The sequence below is a fragment of the Micromonospora sp. WMMC415 genome (genome assembly GCF_009707425.1).
Lineage (GTDB): Bacteria > Actinomycetota > Actinomycetes > Mycobacteriales > Micromonosporaceae > Micromonospora.
In genome coordinates this window covers 2,613,933-2,628,462 of the sequence record NZ_CP046104.1, presented here as the reverse complement: position 1 = coordinate 2,628,462, position 14,530 = coordinate 2,613,933, and the positions used below count along the sequence as shown (strand labels likewise).

Genomic DNA, 14,530 nt, shown 5'->3' with positions numbered 1-14,530 from the left:
TCTCCTCCGGGTGTCCGTGGGTCAGGCGCGGCGGATGATGATGTCGCCGGCGGAGGTGCGGGCCCGCACCTCGACGGTCTGGTCGGTGCTGTCGGGCGCCGGGGTGGTGGAGAGTTCGTTGCGGACGCGCCCGGCGGAGGTCTTGAGCTCTAGCCAGGCGGCGGTGCCCGCGCTGATGCCCACGTCCAGGGAGCCGGCGGCGGTCTCGACCGCCACCGCGCCGCGGGTGACCTCGCCGATCCGTACGCCGCCGCTGGCGGTCTTCGCGGTGACGCCGGCGTGTGCCCGGTCGACGCTGATGTTCCCGTTCGCCGCGTTGACCCGCAGGTCGCCGGTGACCTCCCCGATCCAGCTGTCGCCGTTGGAGTTCTTCACCCTCGCCGGCCCGTCGATCCGGCCGATGCGTACCGCGCCGCTGCCGGTGGTGACCTCGGCGCCACCGTCGACACCACTCACGATGACGTCCCCGAAGCCGCTGTTCAGGTGCACCGGGCCGGCCTGGTCGAGTCGGATCGGTCCGTATCCGGACTTGAGCCGGCACTCGCCGAACCGCCCCTCGCAGTGGAACTCGCCCATCCCGGTGTCGCCCTGCACCTGGGAGCCCGACGGCAGCTCGATCGTGACGTCGACCCCGCCGGTCCGGCCGAACAGGGCGCTGAGCTGCTTCGGAACCCTGACCGTGAGCGTGCCGTCGGCGTACTCGACGCGGGTCTGTTCGACGACCTTGAGGTCCGCCTTGCTGGACGCGTCCATGGGTCGTACGTCGACTGTGGTGTCGCCGCGGTCGCTGGCGATGATCCGTACGTTGCCGGCGACGAAGCTGAGGCTGATCGTGGCGGAGATCGGGTCGGGCGTGTCAAAGGTCGGCATTGCTGATCCCCAATGCGTGAGTGGCGACGGGATGGTTGGCGGCTGGTCGCGGTTTCGCGGGCCGGGTCACCGCGCCCAGCCGGTGAATCGCTGACCGGAGCTGGCGGCGGCGGTGCTGGCGCTGGGGCCGGTGCCCAGCGCGGCGGCGGCAGCCCGGACGAGCCAGGAGTTGACCGAGAGCCGCTCGCGGGCGGCGGCGTCCTCGACCCGGGCCTTGAGGTCGTCGGGGAGCCGGAGGTTGACGCGTGCGGTGGCGCCCCTGTCGCCGGCGGACGTCGCGGTCTCGTCGACCGTCGCCGCGGGGGCGGCCGGTGCCTGGTCCATGGCCGCGGGCTGCTCCGTGGCCGCCGGCGTCACGACGAAGTCCGGGTCCCGCCCGGTGAGGCGCAGGTGGACCGAGCCGGGGGCCAGGTCGCGGGTGATCTCGGCGGTGGCCGCGGAGAGCGCCTCCAGCAGGGTGAGCCGGATCGCCGACTCGAGGGGCGCGGTGAGGCGCTCGGCGAGCTCCCGTGCCTCGTCCCCGCCGGCCGCGGCGGCCACCGCGAGTTCCCGGCGGAGCAGTTCGACATAGGGCGTGAGGTTCATGGTGCCATCATGGCACCATGGCGGCACCATCGCAAGGCACCTTTGGCTCAGGTGAGATGCCACGGCGACTTGGAGCTGGCGCCACGGGGGGACGATCTGCTGCCACCACAACGGCGGGCCGAAGCCGGTCGTCCTGGTCAGAACGTGCGGAAGGCCGGTCGGCCGTCTTCTGCCGCCACGGCGTCGCCGGCTCGCCGGAACGGACCCGTCAGGCCACCCGCCGGCGGCGGCCGGTGGCGCGCACCTCGCGCCGCGGCTCCGGCAGCACCTCCACCTCGAACCCGGCCCGGGCGAACACCTCGATCGCCCGGGCCTCGGCGGAGCCGAGCCCCGCGGTCGGGGACGCCTCGTCGAACAGGGCGGTCACCAGGCAGCCGGAGCAGCCGTCACCCCGGATCCCGCACCGGTCACACTCGATGAGCATCACGCCTCCTGATGAGCTGGCGGCGATCATGCGGCATCGTCGCCGCCCGACCACCGTCGGTCACATCGACGCTAACCGCGGGGTACGACAGAATCCGGACAAGCGGCGGCCATCAGGGAGATCCTGGAAGGAAACGGCCCCGGGCCGGTTCGGTGCGTTCCACGCCTTGTCGGCCGGTGCCGGCGCGACGGCGGTCGGCGGACGATCCGGCCGGTCAGGAGCGGGCGAGCCGGCGCACCAGCGCGTCGGCCCCGAGCGGGTACGCGCCGTGCCGGCGGACGCCGTCGGCCACCTCGCGGTCCGAGGAGACCACCACCACGGGCCGGCCCGGCGGCTCGGCCCGGACCAGGCGTCGGATCAGCTCGTCGGCGGTCTCCCCCTTGCGGGAGAACAGCACGCGGACGCCGCGCGGGGTCGGCGGCAGGCCGTGCATCCGCTCGGCACCGTCGAAGACGACCGTCACCTCGTCACCGGTCTGCGCGGCGATCCCGCCCAGACCGGTGATGAGCCGCTTGCGCTGCTGCTCCAGCGACATCTCGCCGAAACCGCGCTTGGTGACGTTGTAGCCGTCGACCACGAGGTGCGCCCGGGGCAGGGCGAGCAGCTGGTCCAGCCGGGCCGGGTCGTCGGTGTCCCGGGCACGGGCCGCCGTGCCGGCCGCGGTGGTGCTGGACTGGTCGGCGAAGGCGTCGGCGACGAAGTCGCCGGGCAGCTTGTCCACCGGGTCCAGCGCCAGCTCCCGCCGCAGCCCGACGGCGGCCTGGCCGATGGTCTCCAGCAGCAGCCACAGCCGGGCGTCGTCGACCGACCGGGCCTCCTTGGCGCTGGCCCGCGCGACCCCCGCCGCGGCTTCCGCCTCGGCCAGTCGTGCCCGGGCCCGCCGCAGCTCGGCGTCGGCGTCGGCCGCCGCCCGGGCCGCCCGGCCGCGCTCGGTGGCGAGCAGCTCGGACGCCTTCCGTTCCCGGGCCTGCGTCTCGCGCAGCGACCGCCCGAGCTGCCGCGCCTCCTCGCGGAGCTGCCCCAGCTCCTCCCGGACGCGGGCCAGCTCGTCGCGGAGCTTCTCCGCCTCCACCCGGGCCACCGCCCGGTCGTGCTCGGCGCGGGTCGCCCGCTGCTCGGCTTCCCGGACCAGCTCGGCCACGACCGCGCTGTCCGCCTCGGCGCGGACCGCCGCGCCGCTGGCCTCGACCAGCTCCCGCCAGCCGCGCGGACGCGCCAGGTACGCCAGCGCCGCCACCTCCACCGGGTCGGCGGCGGCCGGCGCGGTGCCGTCGACCACGGCCGCGCCGAGGTCCCCGGCGTCGGCGAGCACCCGGGCGGTGACCCGCTGCCGGAACAGCGGGTCGCTGGTGAGCTGGGCCGCGATCGCCGGGGCGCCGAGGCGCGCGCGGCGGTTGGGGGCGAACTTCGCCACCCTGCGCAGCGGGACCGGCACCTCGTCGGCCGGCAGGACGGGCAGGACGGCGGCGGCGAGGGTCACGATCCGCTGGCGGACCGGCTCGGGCAGCACCGGCTCGGGCTCCGGACCGCCGTCGTCGGCGGTGGCGCCGGCCACGACGGGGTCGTCGAGGGTGCCCCCCGTACCCTCGACGCCCGCGTCGGGCGCGGCGGCGACCGGTTCCTCCGCGGGGAGGTGGTCGTCGTACGGCTCGGCGAGGGGCATGGGCCAAGTCTCCCACCGAGACCGGGCCCAGCGCCCATCGAGTGAACCGATCTCTCGTTGCGGCGGATCTCCGGAGGGTCGCGACAACGTTCCCGGGGCGACGGTGGCCGCCGGGGCCGGTGGGGCGGGAGTGTCGGACCGGGCCGCTAGCCTGCCCGCCGATGGCACAACAGGAGTACGTCCAGGAGTCGCTCGCCGGTCTCGACCCGACCGTCGGCGGCGTCGACCCGGAGCTGCCGCTCCACGCGACCACGTTCGTGGTGGTCGACCTGGAGACCACCGGCGGCGCGCCGGACGGCGGTGGGATCACCGAGGTCGGCGCGGTGAAGGTCCGCGGCGGTGAGGAGCTGGGCGTGCTCGCCACCCTCGTCAATCCCGGCGTGCCGATCCCGCCCTTCATCACCGTGCTCACCGGCATCACGCAGGCGATGCTGCTGCCGGCCCCGCCGATCGAGCAGGTCCTGCCGAGCTTCCTGGAGTTCCTCTCCACCGACGCGGTCCTGGTGGCCCACAACGCCCCGTACGATGTCGGCTTCCTCAAGGCGGCCTGCGCCGCGCACGGCTACCGGTGGCCCAACCCCCGCGTGCTGGACACGGCCGCGCTGGCCCGGCGGGTGTTGACCCGGGACGAGGTGCCCAACCGCAAGCTCGGCACCCTGGCGGCGTTCTTCCGCACGGCCACCCAGCCGACCCACCGTGCGCTCGACGACGCGAAGGCCACCGTCGACGTGCTGCACGGGCTGATCGGCCGGCTGGGCGGCCACCGGGTGCACACGATCGGCGACGCGATCGAGTTCGCGCGCGCGGTCACGCCGACCCAGCGCCGCAAGCGGCACCTCGCCGAGGGGCTGCCCAAGGCCCCCGGCGTCTACATCTTCCGGGCCGCCGACGACCGCCCGCTCTACGTCGGCACCTCGGTCGACATCGCCACCCGGGTCCGCAGCTACTTCACGGCGGCCGAGAAGCGGGCCCGCATCTCGGAGATGCTCGCCGCCGCCGAGCGGGTGGAGGCGGTGGAGTGCGCCCACTCGCTGGAGGCGGAGGTGCGGGAGCTGCGCCTGATCGGGGCGCACGCCCCGCCGTACAACCGGCGGTCGAAGTTCCCCGAGCGGGTGGTCTGGCTGAAGCTCACCGACGAGGCGTACCCCCGGTTGTCGGTGGTCCGCGACCTCGCTCCCGGCGACGAGGCCTACCTGGGGCCGTTCACCTCCCGCCGGGCGGCGGAGCTGGCCGCGGCGGGCTTCCACGACGCCGTGCCGCTGCGGCAGTGCACGCACCGGCTCTCGCTGCGGACCGTGACGCCGGCGTGCGCGCTGGCCGAGCTGGGCCGGTGCGCGGCGCCCTGCGAGCACCGGATCAGCCCCGAGGAGTACGCGGCCCGCGCGGCCACGCCGTTCCGCACCGCCACCGCCAGCGACCCGCAGGTGGTGGTGGACGCCCTGCTCGCCCGGATCGAGGTGCTCTCCCGGTCCCAGCGGTACGAGGAGGCCGCCGTGGTGCGGTCCCGGCTGGCTGCGGTACTGCGCGCCGCCGTGCGCATGCAGCGGCTCGCCGCGCTCACCGGGATCGCCGAGTTGGCCGCCGCCCGGCCGGCCGCGCGCGGGGGCTGGGAGCTGGCGCTGGTCCGCCACGGGCGGCTCGCCGGCGCCGGTGTGTCACCGCCCGGTGTCCATCCGCGACCGACGATCGCCGCGATCCGGGCCACCGCGGAGACCGTCCTGCCCGGCCACGGGCCGGTCCCCCGCGCCTCCGCCGAGGAGACCGAACGCATCCTGTCCTGGTTGGAGCGTCCGGAGACCCGCCTGGTCGAGGTCTCCTCCGGCTGGTCGTCCCCGGTGGCCGGTGCGGGCCGCTTCCGGGACCTGCTGGCCAAGGCGGAGGGCGCGGCGTCCCACCAACTCTCGACCGAAAGCTCATGACCAAGTGACCGATCGGATGACGTCGACTCGCTTACGCTGTTAAGGAAGTGCAGTCCTGCCCGTTTCGTGGGCCTGCTCCCGGTTGCCGGGTCCGGCGGCCGTGGGGCCGGGGTGAGGAGGTGTCCCTCGTGGACGTCGACGCCGGACACGGCGCCGCCCTGGGGGGCGCGCTTCCGACCCAGCCGGGCGACCTGCCGCTGACCCGCCGTCTGCGTTCGCTGCTGACCTGGCCCACCGCCGACACCGACCCGGTCGGCCACCTGGTCCGCACCCACCGGAGCATCCACTCCGGGACGGACCCGTCGGTGCTGCGCCGGGCGTACACCATCGCGGAGACCATGCACCGGGGGCAGTTCCGTAAGAGCGGTGAGCCGTACATCACCCATCCCCTCGCGGTCGCCCAGATCTGCGCCGACCTGGGCATGGACACCACGACCCTGGTGGCGGCGCTGCTGCACGACACGGTCGAGGACACGCGCTACACCCTGCAGGCGCTCGCCGACGACTTCGGCCCGGAGGTCGCCCACCTGGTCGACGGGGTGACGAAGTTCGACAAGGCGTTCTACGGCAAGGCCGCCGAGGCGGAGACGATCCGCAAGATGATCATCGCGGCCGGCAAGGACGTCCGCGTGCTCATCATCAAGCTGGCCGACCGCCTGCACAACATGCGCACCCTCGGGGTCCGGTCGGCCGCGTCCCGGGAGCGGATCGCCCGCAAGACGCAGGAGGTGCTGATCCCGCTCTGCGACCGGCTGGGCATCCAGACCCTCAAGCGCGAGCTGGACGACGTGGTGCTGCTGCACCTGGAGCCGGAGGAGCACGCCCGGATCGCCCGCCACGTGCACGACCGGCCGGGCTGGGCCGCGTACCTCGAGGCCGTCGTCGCCCGGGCCAGGACGGCGCTGCGCCGCAGCCGGGTCGACGCCGAGGTGACCCCGCGACCGCGACACCTGTACTCGATCTGGAAGGACACGGTCGCGGGCGGCCACACCGCGCCGTACGACCTGCCCCGCATCGCGGTCATCGTGGACGGTCCGGCCACCGACTGCTACGCGGCGCTCGGCGCCATCCACGGCGTCTGGCGCCCGGTGCCCGGCCGCTTCAAGGACTACATCGCCTCACCGAAGAACAACCTGTACCGGTCCCTGCACACCAGCGTCTGCGGCCCCCGGGACCACACCGTGGAGGTGCTGATCCGCACGGCCGAGATGCACCGCTCGGCCGAGTACGGCATCGCCGCGACCTACCGCTTCCCCCGCGCCAGCGCGGGTGCCGCCGTCCAGGCCGAGCAGCTGGACTGGCTGCGCCGGGTGCTGGACTGGGAACAGGAGACGGCCGACCCGGCCCAGTTCCTGGAGTCGCTCCGCTGCGACCTCGCCGAATCGCAGATCCAGGTCTTCGCCGACGGGCGCCAGGTCGTGCTGCCGGCCGGCGCCACCCCGGTCGACCTGGCGTACGAGTTGGGCACCGAACGCGGCGACCACTGCCTGGCCACCCGGATCAACGGCCGGCTCGCCCCGCTCTCGTCCTGTCTGGAGGACGGCGACGTGGTGGAGATCTTCACCGAGACGGACGCGGCCAACGGCTTCGACGCCGACGCCGCCCCGCGCGGCCCCCGCAAGGAGTGGCTCGGCTTCGTCAAGTCGCCGCACGCGCAGATGCAGATCAACCGGTGGTTCGCCGACCACACCGAGCCCGGAATCTCGATCACCGACAAGGTCCGGCTCGGCCGGGCCACCATCGGCCTGGCCCTGCGCAGGCACAATCGCGGCCTCGCCAGCGACCTGCCGCTGCTGCGGCTCGCCGAGGAACTGGGCTACCCCGACCTGGAGACCCTGCTCGTCGCGGTCTTCGACCGGGTCATCGAGCCGGACGCGGTGGTCCAGCAGCTCATCGACCTGGTCGACCACCGGCAGTGACCCGTCGCGCCCCGTGCCGGGCTGCACTTGATCCGTTACACATCGACTTCACTTGAAGGGTGACAGTTGGCCGGCTCTCCCCGGGCTCGGCTGTCACGGTGCGTAACTGGCGTGCCGCCTATTGCTGAGGCATGCGATCCTCGACGCCGGTCAGGACGCGCGATCAGCGGCAAAAGAGTGTGGCCCACGGCATCGCGCAGGTGAAGAACCACCGGGCCTCTCTGCCAGGGGGCCGGTCTTTACCGCCGAACTCGCGGCGGCGCTCACGGCCGAAGGTGGGATACGGCTGGCTGAGCAGGTCGGGCGGCTGCGAGTCCACGACGAGATCAGGTACGTCGAAGCGCTGTACCGGTCACCGCTGTGCTGATCGCGCCCGCCTCCGCAGCCGCGCGCCGGCGGGTGCACTGTCATCCGCACGTCCCCCGCAGTCACCCCCGTGCTCCTTGACGCGGGTTCCCGGCATGAGCGCGTCCGACTGCGCCGCCTGCGGCCGGGGTAGAGGTACGTCGGCTTCCATGGCAGGATCGTGCGCTCGACCTTGGAGCATGCTTAGGAGACAGCCTGGTGAAGGCCGACCACTACGACAGTTTCGCCGAGCGCTACTCCGCGGCTAACGAATCCAACCTGATGAACGGCTACTACGAGCGGCCCGCGATGATCAAACTCGCCGGGGACGTGAACGGTCGACGGATCCTCGATGCCGGCTGCGGTTCAGGTCCCTTGTCCGCAGCTCTTCGCGAGCGAGGGGCCATCGTTACTGGTTTCGACTCCAGCCCCGCGATGGTCAAGCTGGCCGAACGGCGGCTGGGTGAGGATGCCACGCTGCTGGTGGCCGACCTCAGCGAGCCGCTGCCCTTCGCCGACGCTGCGTTCGACGACGTCGTAGCGTCCCTGGTCCTGCACTACCTGAAGGACTGGACTGCGCCCCTGGCTGAGCTGCGCCGGGTCTTGAGGCCAGGCGGCCGCCTCCTCCTGTCGGTGAAACACCCGATCGCCTACGAGGTAGTGAACCCGGACGGCGACTACTTCGCCCTCGCGCGCTGGTCGGAGGAGTGCACGTTCGACGGGCACCGCACAGAGCTAACCTACTGGCACCGGCCGCTGCACGCGATGACGGATGCGTTCACCGACGCGGGCTTCCGAATCTCGGTCATCAGCGAGCCCCCCATGTCTCCCGATACTCCGCGCGAGCTCCTGCCTCCAAACCTCGTGGACCGCACGGCGTTTCTCTCCTTCATCTTCTTCGTCCTCGAAGCGCGCTGAGTCGGAGTCCAAGCTGCCGCCGCACGCCGCTCAATCAGCATGCGCACTAGCCACCCTGTCATCGGCACGACCGGACGGTCTCGGCGCTGCGGTCACTTACCGAACGTGACGCCCGATCGGCGGCAGTTGCGGGTTCCGCTGAGCGGCGGGCAGCTGACTCCGTGGCGGGACGATCGGCGGGAGTGTTATCCCGCACGGACGACCAGGCGGACGTGCACGACGTCGTTGAGTTCGATCTCCTCTTTGTTGCGCACCGAGTCCCGCAGCGGGAGCACGTAACCGCCGTCCTTGGGGAACAACGCGGTCCGCCATCGGCTCCGCCCGAGCCGAACCTCGACGGGCACCATGCCCCAGCCATAGGTGACCCCCGACGCCAACTGGCGCACTACGTCGGCCCACTCGCGCGGGACCGTCACGAAGTGGTACGGGGACGGCCCTCGCCAATCCCACACCACGCCCTCGAACTCGCACTCCATCACGGCAATCAGGCGACGCAGAACTCGTTGCCCTCGGGGTCCTGCATGACGACGTGTCCCAAGGCGTCGCCGTACCACTCCTCGCGGACCACCGTCGCGGCGGCGTCCACCAACTCGGGCACCTTCTGCCGGATCAGTCGTGCGCGCTCGGCCATGTCGCAGGGGCCCGGGCCCGCCACCCGGACGTCAACATGCATCCGATTCTTGGCGGACTTGCCCTCGGGGCATATGGAAAGAAAAGGACATCTTGCCCGAGTTGGTCAGGGCGGCCTTCGGAAACCAAGTACCGATCGGTATTGGTCTCGGGGCGGCCTATGGCGGCGGAAGAGCCTGCTTTAGGGTGAAGCCATGAAGTCGATCAAGAAGTTCCAGGTCACTTTCGACTGCAAGGAGCCTGGGCGCGTCGCTCGATTCTGGTGCGAGGTGTTGGGGTACGTCTTGCCGCCACCACCGAAGGGGTTTGCCAGCTGGGAGGACTACAACCTCGCCCTGCCGTCCGAGCAGCGGGACGCATGGTCGGCCTGCATCGACCCCACCGGCGTCGGCCCGCGACTGTTCTTTCAGCGCGTCCCAGAAGGCAAAGTCGTAAAAAATCGGCTGCATCTCGATGTGCGGACCGGCGCCGGGCTCGTGGGCGCCGAGCGTCTGGCCGTACTTGAGGCCGAAGGCGCACGGCTGATCGCGCTCGGCGCGACACCTGTGCTGCTGCAGCATGCCGATGAGGAAAACGAGTCGTGCTACACGCTGCAGGACATCGAAGGCAACGAGTTCTGCCTCGACTGAGTGCCGCACATGCCGGCTTCGCAGTCAACCGGTGCAGTTCGCCATCGCGAGATCCGGGTGCGGAATCCGACAATCTCCGGTCCGGCAAGCGCGATTTCAGGGATTGTTGAATCGAGGAAGCCCGAGGATCAGGCGACGCAGAATTCGTTGCCTTCCGGGTCGGCCATCGTGACCCATGTATGTGGCCCCTGCCGGCCATCCCACAGCTTCATCGCACCACGAGCGATCAGCTTCGCGACCACCTCAGGGTGGTTCTCGGCCCCGACCCGAATGTCGAAGTGCAGCCGGTTGTGTCGCCGCACCGATTCGGGATCGTCGTCTCTTGGTTCACGAACTCTCCCCTCAGGCACCTTCAGGAAACCAATGGCGGGCCCCCTGCCATCTGGGTCGACGATGGACGCGTTGTCAGGCTCATCGAAACCAGGTTCCCTGACATAGCCGAGAGCAAGCGCCCAGAAAGCAGCGATCCGCTGGGGATCGTCGGCATCGCACCCCAGGGTCCAGTGGGTCGCCATGGCGTCAACGTACGCGCGCCAGGACACCCTGTCATCGGCACGACCGGACGGTCTCGGCGCTGCGGTCACTTACCGAACGTGACGCCCGATCGGCGGCAGATCCGGATGCCTTGTTAGCTGCGATGGGTGCCGGATAGGTAGAGCCGGTCGCGTCCGCCGCGTGGCTACCTCAGCCGGGAAGTGCTCCCAGACCGGCGAGTAACTCGTCTCTTTCGGATGCTGACAGGGCCAGGACACAGAGGGGTGCCAGATCCGGATGCCGTGCCGAGGCTGTCTCTGCCTAGCACCCGGCCCCGAACACCGAGGTACTTCTGTTCAGGGCCGAGTGGGGTGGTTAGGCGGTTGCTTCGCGCAACCGGTGCCATGCGAGGGTGGTGACCACTGTCATCACCACGGCGGCGATCCAGAACGGTGTGGTGATCTCCCAGACGCTGGCGAACAGACCGCCGAGGAGAGAGCCGACTGCGGCTCCGCCGAGGTCCAGAAGCGCGTACACGCTGCCGACCCGACCGCGCAGATGTTCGGGCACCGTCCGCTGCCGGACTGAGGCGACAGTGATGCCCCAGACCATGGCGTGGATGCTGAATGTGACCAGGATGACCGCGGCCACCCAGGGTGTTGTCGTGGTCGCCAGGATCACGTGCGTGACGACCTCGATGACCAGGCCGGCACGTAGCACCGCAGCGCTTCCGAAGGCTCGGGTGAGCTTGGCGGCGACTGTCGTACCGAACAGGCCCCCGACCGCGAAGGCGGTCAGCAGGAAGCCGTAGCCGACGTCGGACAGGTCCAGTCGCTGCCGGCAGTAGAGAACGAACACCGCGAACGCGGCACCGAATGCGATGTTGCCCACGCCTATGGTGACAGCGAGGGTCCGCAGCAGCCGGTGCCGCCACAACCACCGCACACCGGCGGCGATCTCGCCGCGCAACGAGACCCGCAGGTGGGGTTGCGCCGGTGCGGGCACCGGTCGGATACCCGCTATCAGAGCTGCGGCCACGACGAACGTGAACGCGTCGAGCCCGAACGGTACGGCCGCGGAGATGACGAACAACCACGCGCCCAACGGTTTGGCGACGAACTGGTTGCCGATGGTGAAGCTCGCGTAGAGCCGGGCATTGGCGCTGGGCAGCTGCTCGGGTGCGACCACCGACGGGAGTAGGGCACCCATGGCGGTGTCCGCGAGGGTCTCCCCGGTACCGAGCAGGAAGAGCACCGTGTAGATGATGGGCACGGTGACGGTCTCGGTCGCGATGGTGGCCGCCAACCCGGCTAGGGCGACAGCGCGTACCAGATTGACGGCTACGACCAGCTGCCGTCGGTCGAGCCGGTCGACGTAGGCGCCGCTGATCAGAGCGAACAACAGCCAGGGCAGCTGCTGGGCGAAGGCAGCTCCGGCGATGGAGGCCGGATTGTCACTGACGGAGGCGACCAACAGCGGGCCGGCGGCCATGGTGACGCCGTCGCCGACGTTGGACACCGCAGAGGCGGTCCACAGTTTGGTGAAGTCCACGCCCAGACGCGCGGATACAAGGGCACGCAAAAGAGCTCCTCGAGCCGAGAAAGGGAAACGGTCGTAGGACCGCTCCGCGGCGAGGAGCGCCGCACCCGCCGGCTAGGTCTCTCCGGCGGCGAACGATCAGTGCGCGGTGTGCTCTCGCGGCGAAGCGGGGAGCGTGACCATGGCGAGGCGCATCTCAGCTCCTAACTGTGGATCAATAACCCGAGCAGGGTAGTCGGGGTGCCGCTGCGGCTCAAGCGGATACGTCAGACCACCCACAGCCACTGATCTTTCGGGAGCGCGGCTGATGAGGGCGAACGAACCGCCAGCCGGAGGCTCTGTCAGGATCAGCACATGGCCACCACCTGGTCCGGTGTCACGATCGATTGCCTTGACCCCGAGCGAGTAGCCCGATTCTGGAGCGCCCTGCTCGGTCGAGCGCCCGGGCCTTCGCAGGAAGGCTGGGTCTACCTCGGCGAACGAGGTGACCTTCAGCCGCGGCTGGTGTTCCAGCCAGTGCCTGAGCCCCGAACTGGCAAGGTGCGGATTCACCTCGACGTCTCCGTCGACGACATCGATGAGGCCATACGGTCGGTCATCGATCTCGGTGGCCGGTTCACCGGCGAGCGGCACGACTACGACGAGGGTGTGGTCGTCGTCATGGCTGACCCAGAGGACCACGAGTTCTGCCTGGTTGAGCACTACAACTAGCGGCAACACACGACGCGCGATGATAGGCAGAGGCGCGAGCGGTTGGCTATGTCCCGGAGGCCATGTACGCGGCCAGGATGTAGTTTGGGTGCCGGTCGAGGTTCTTGCGGGCCCGGTCGTAGCGCATCGTGGTTCGCGGGTCGGCGTGGCGGGCGGCGATCTGCACGTCGCGCAGGCTGACGCCGGCGTCGAGCATGGTGGTCACGAACGTGTGGCGGAGCATGTGGGGATGCATCCTTGGCATCCGGATCCCGGCGGCGTGGGCCAGGTGCTTGAGCCGGCGGGTGGCGGCGTGGCGGTCCATCTGGACGCCGAGGGTGTTGCGAAGGATCGGCCCGGTGGTGCGGTCGTCGACGGCCCGTCGATGGCTCGGGCCACCGCGGGTGGCAGCGGGACGAGCACGACCTTGCCACCCTTGCCGCGCACGCGCAGTACCCGGTGGCCGTGCTCCTCGCCCAGGTCGGCGATGCTCGCCCCACAGGCTTCGAAGATCCGCAGACCGAGCAGGCCCAGAAGCGCGACCAGGGCGAAGTCGTTCGGGTTGCTCGACAGCCGGGCGGTGGTGATCAGTGCCTCGAACTGCAGGTGACCCAGCCCGAGGGTCGGCGACTCGGCCGGCACCGTCGGCCGGCGGACGTAGTCGGCCGGCGAGTGGTCCAGGATGGCGTCGATGACGCAGACCCGATAGAACCCGACCACGACGGACAGGCGCCGCGAGACCGTCGAGGGCTGGTACCGGCGTACGTCCTGCAGCCAGCGCACGTACCGCTCGACGTCCACCCGTGCCGCAGCCAGCGGGTCGAGGTCCTGGTCGGTGCACCAGCGTAGGAAGACTCGCAGGTCAGACTCGGTATGAACGCGAGTCTGGCCACGGTAGCGGCCCAGGAAGGCGGGAGTTGCCGCGGCGCGCAAAACGAGCTGATCGGTAGGTACGACACCGGAAGCGGGAGCAGGAAAGGCAGCCATACATCACCGTGCGTCACCAGCGACGATGAACGCCAGCACGCCCGGAGCGGCAGATTCGGAAATTCGATCGTCCGCCACTGGGGACTTCGACCTCGGCTGATTCAGCGCCCCTCGTGCGCCCGGGACCTTCCGTCGGGAACCGACCCGGGTTGACTCGTTCGTCATGCTGGAACCGGAAGCCCCACGCCCGCACCACCCCGAGGAGGACCTATGCGCAAGCCGGCCAAGACTGCCGCCGTCCTTTTCGGGCTCGGCGTCGGCGCCACGGTCGGTCCATCCCTCGGGCCGGCCGCCGTCTGGTCCGGCGTCGCGATCGCCGCGCTCGGCGTCGCGCTCTCCCTGGTCGGTACGACCGAGTCCGATCTCGTCGGGGACGGCCTGGTCGACCGCGACGAAGACGCCGGGGTGGCAGGCGACGGGACGACCACCGGAACCGCGGTCGCAGCGGAACGACGACGGCGGAACCGGCAGCGGCCAACCCTCAGCGGCCTGGGCACCCGGGTAGAACAGATCCTCAAACTCGCCAAGGAGCAGGCCGACGACCACCGCGCCGAGGCGCGGCTCGAAGCCGAGGGGATCGTAACCACCGCCCGACGGGAGGCGGAGGCGATCCTGAACCGGGCGCACGAACAGGCGGCCGGGATCACCGGCACCCGCCGGGATCTGTCTCCGGTACCGCCCTCCCGGGCGCCGTCACCGGACGAGGATCCGAGCCCTAATGCCTGACGGAAGCGGAGCCGCCGGACGGATCCCGATTGTCAGGCGGGCCGCCAGAGACCGACCGGCGCAGCCGGATGATGAACCCGTAAAGGATGCAGTCCGAGGGTTTCTGGAGTTGTCAAGACCGGACCAGCGGCGCACCCTCCCATCGGCATGTCCGGCCGCCAGCCAGCCCGACCCGTCGTGAGGCCCGGCGGCGAGCGGATCGCGGCATGTCA

Annotated in this window: 16 protein-coding genes; 6 read left to right on the top strand and 10 right to left on the bottom strand. The window is 70.8% G+C overall.

All coding sequences use genetic code 11. The features are described 5' to 3' along the window. Positions 1-21 precede the first annotated feature (21 nt). From GKC29_RS12765 to GKC29_RS12750, 4 genes are all read right to left on the bottom strand, one after another. Entirely contained in the window at positions 22-870 is an 849-nt protein-coding gene (locus GKC29_RS12765; protein WP_155331035.1) for a DUF4097 family beta strand repeat-containing protein, read from the bottom strand. Between the two features lie 66 nt (positions 871-936). Beyond that, positions 937-1,455 carry a ribbon-helix-helix protein, CopG family gene (locus GKC29_RS12760; protein WP_155331034.1) on the bottom strand — a complete coding sequence of 173 codons (519 nt, stop codon included), beginning with the start codon at positions 1,453-1,455 and terminating at the stop codon, positions 937-939. A 208-nt stretch (positions 1,456-1,663) separates the two neighbouring features. After that, a complete protein-coding gene (locus GKC29_RS12755; RefSeq protein WP_155331033.1) occupies positions 1,664-1,879 on the bottom strand; it encodes a hypothetical protein in 216 nt (71 codons plus the stop codon). A gap of 214 nt (positions 1,880-2,093) precedes the next feature. Next, positions 2,094-3,542, bottom strand: a complete 1,449-nt coding sequence (locus GKC29_RS12750; protein WP_155331032.1) for an NYN domain-containing protein — start codon at positions 3,540-3,542, stop codon at positions 2,094-2,096. Positions 3,543-3,703: 161 nt separating this feature from the next. On the opposite strand from GKC29_RS12750, the gene GKC29_RS12745 reads away from it, so the two are divergent. The 3 genes from GKC29_RS12745 (at position 3,704) to GKC29_RS12735 (ending at position 8,643) form a co-directional block, all read left to right on the top strand. Continuing rightward, positions 3,704-5,461, top strand: a complete 1,758-nt coding sequence (locus GKC29_RS12745; protein WP_155331031.1) for a DEDD exonuclease domain-containing protein — start codon at positions 3,704-3,706, stop codon at positions 5,459-5,461. A 128-nt stretch (positions 5,462-5,589) separates the two neighbouring features. Continuing rightward, positions 5,590-7,380: a bifunctional (p)ppGpp synthetase/guanosine-3',5'-bis(diphosphate) 3'-pyrophosphohydrolase gene (locus GKC29_RS12740; RefSeq protein WP_155334110.1), complete on the top strand. Its 1,791-nt coding sequence runs from the start codon at positions 5,590-5,592 to the stop codon at positions 7,378-7,380. 564 nt (positions 7,381-7,944) lie between these two features. Further along, entirely contained in the window at positions 7,945-8,643 is a 699-nt protein-coding gene (locus tag GKC29_RS12735) for a class I SAM-dependent methyltransferase (RefSeq protein WP_155331030.1), read from the top strand. A 185-nt stretch (positions 8,644-8,828) separates the two neighbouring features. On the opposite strand, the gene GKC29_RS12730 is transcribed toward GKC29_RS12735, so the two are convergent. Continuing rightward, entirely contained in the window at positions 8,829-9,119 is a 291-nt protein-coding gene (locus GKC29_RS12730; protein ID WP_155334109.1) for a DUF1905 domain-containing protein, read from the bottom strand. A gap of 8 nt (positions 9,120-9,127) precedes the next feature. Continuing rightward, a complete protein-coding gene (locus tag GKC29_RS12725; protein WP_370463358.1) occupies positions 9,128-9,349 on the bottom strand; it encodes a VOC family protein in 222 nt (73 codons plus the stop codon). 118 nt (positions 9,350-9,467) lie between these two features. Between GKC29_RS12725 and GKC29_RS12720 the strand changes: the two genes are divergently transcribed. After that, positions 9,468-9,902, top strand: coding sequence for a VOC family protein (locus GKC29_RS12720; RefSeq protein WP_155331028.1), 435 nt, complete (start codon positions 9,468-9,470; stop codon positions 9,900-9,902). Between the two features lie 128 nt (positions 9,903-10,030). On the opposite strand, the gene GKC29_RS12715 is transcribed toward GKC29_RS12720, so the two are convergent. Together GKC29_RS12715 and GKC29_RS12710 are read right to left on the bottom strand one after the other, a co-directional pair. Then, positions 10,031-10,417, bottom strand: coding sequence for a VOC family protein (locus tag GKC29_RS12715; RefSeq protein WP_155331027.1), 387 nt, complete (start codon positions 10,415-10,417; stop codon positions 10,031-10,033). Between the two features lie 334 nt (positions 10,418-10,751). Further along, entirely contained in the window at positions 10,752-11,957 is a 1,206-nt protein-coding gene (locus GKC29_RS12710; protein WP_155331026.1) for an MFS transporter, read from the bottom strand. 312 nt (positions 11,958-12,269) lie between these two features. Here GKC29_RS12710 and GKC29_RS12705 point away from each other — a divergent pair, with 312 nt between their 5' ends. Then, on the top strand, positions 12,270-12,626 hold the full coding sequence (locus GKC29_RS12705) for a VOC family protein (protein ID WP_155331025.1): 357 nt from the start codon (positions 12,270-12,272) through the stop codon (positions 12,624-12,626). Positions 12,627-12,672: 46 nt separating this feature from the next. Here the strand turns inward: GKC29_RS12705 and GKC29_RS29945 are convergent, their stop codons facing one another. After that, on the bottom strand, positions 12,673-12,930 hold the full coding sequence (locus GKC29_RS29945; RefSeq protein ID WP_230689017.1) for a site-specific integrase: 258 nt from the start codon (positions 12,928-12,930) through the stop codon (positions 12,673-12,675). Next, complete coding sequence (locus GKC29_RS12700; RefSeq protein WP_230689016.1) at positions 12,828-13,592, bottom strand: site-specific integrase; 765 nt, start codon at positions 13,590-13,592, stop codon at positions 12,828-12,830. Before GKC29_RS12700 ends, GKC29_RS29945 begins: the two co-directional genes overlap by 103 nt. Before the next feature lie 210 nt (positions 13,593-13,802). On the opposite strand from GKC29_RS12700, the gene GKC29_RS30555 reads away from it, so the two are divergent. After that, positions 13,803-14,318 carry a DivIVA domain-containing protein gene (locus tag GKC29_RS30555; RefSeq protein ID WP_155331024.1) on the top strand — a complete coding sequence of 172 codons (516 nt, stop codon included), beginning with the start codon at positions 13,803-13,805 and terminating at the stop codon, positions 14,316-14,318. Positions 14,319-14,530: the final 212 nt, after the last annotated feature.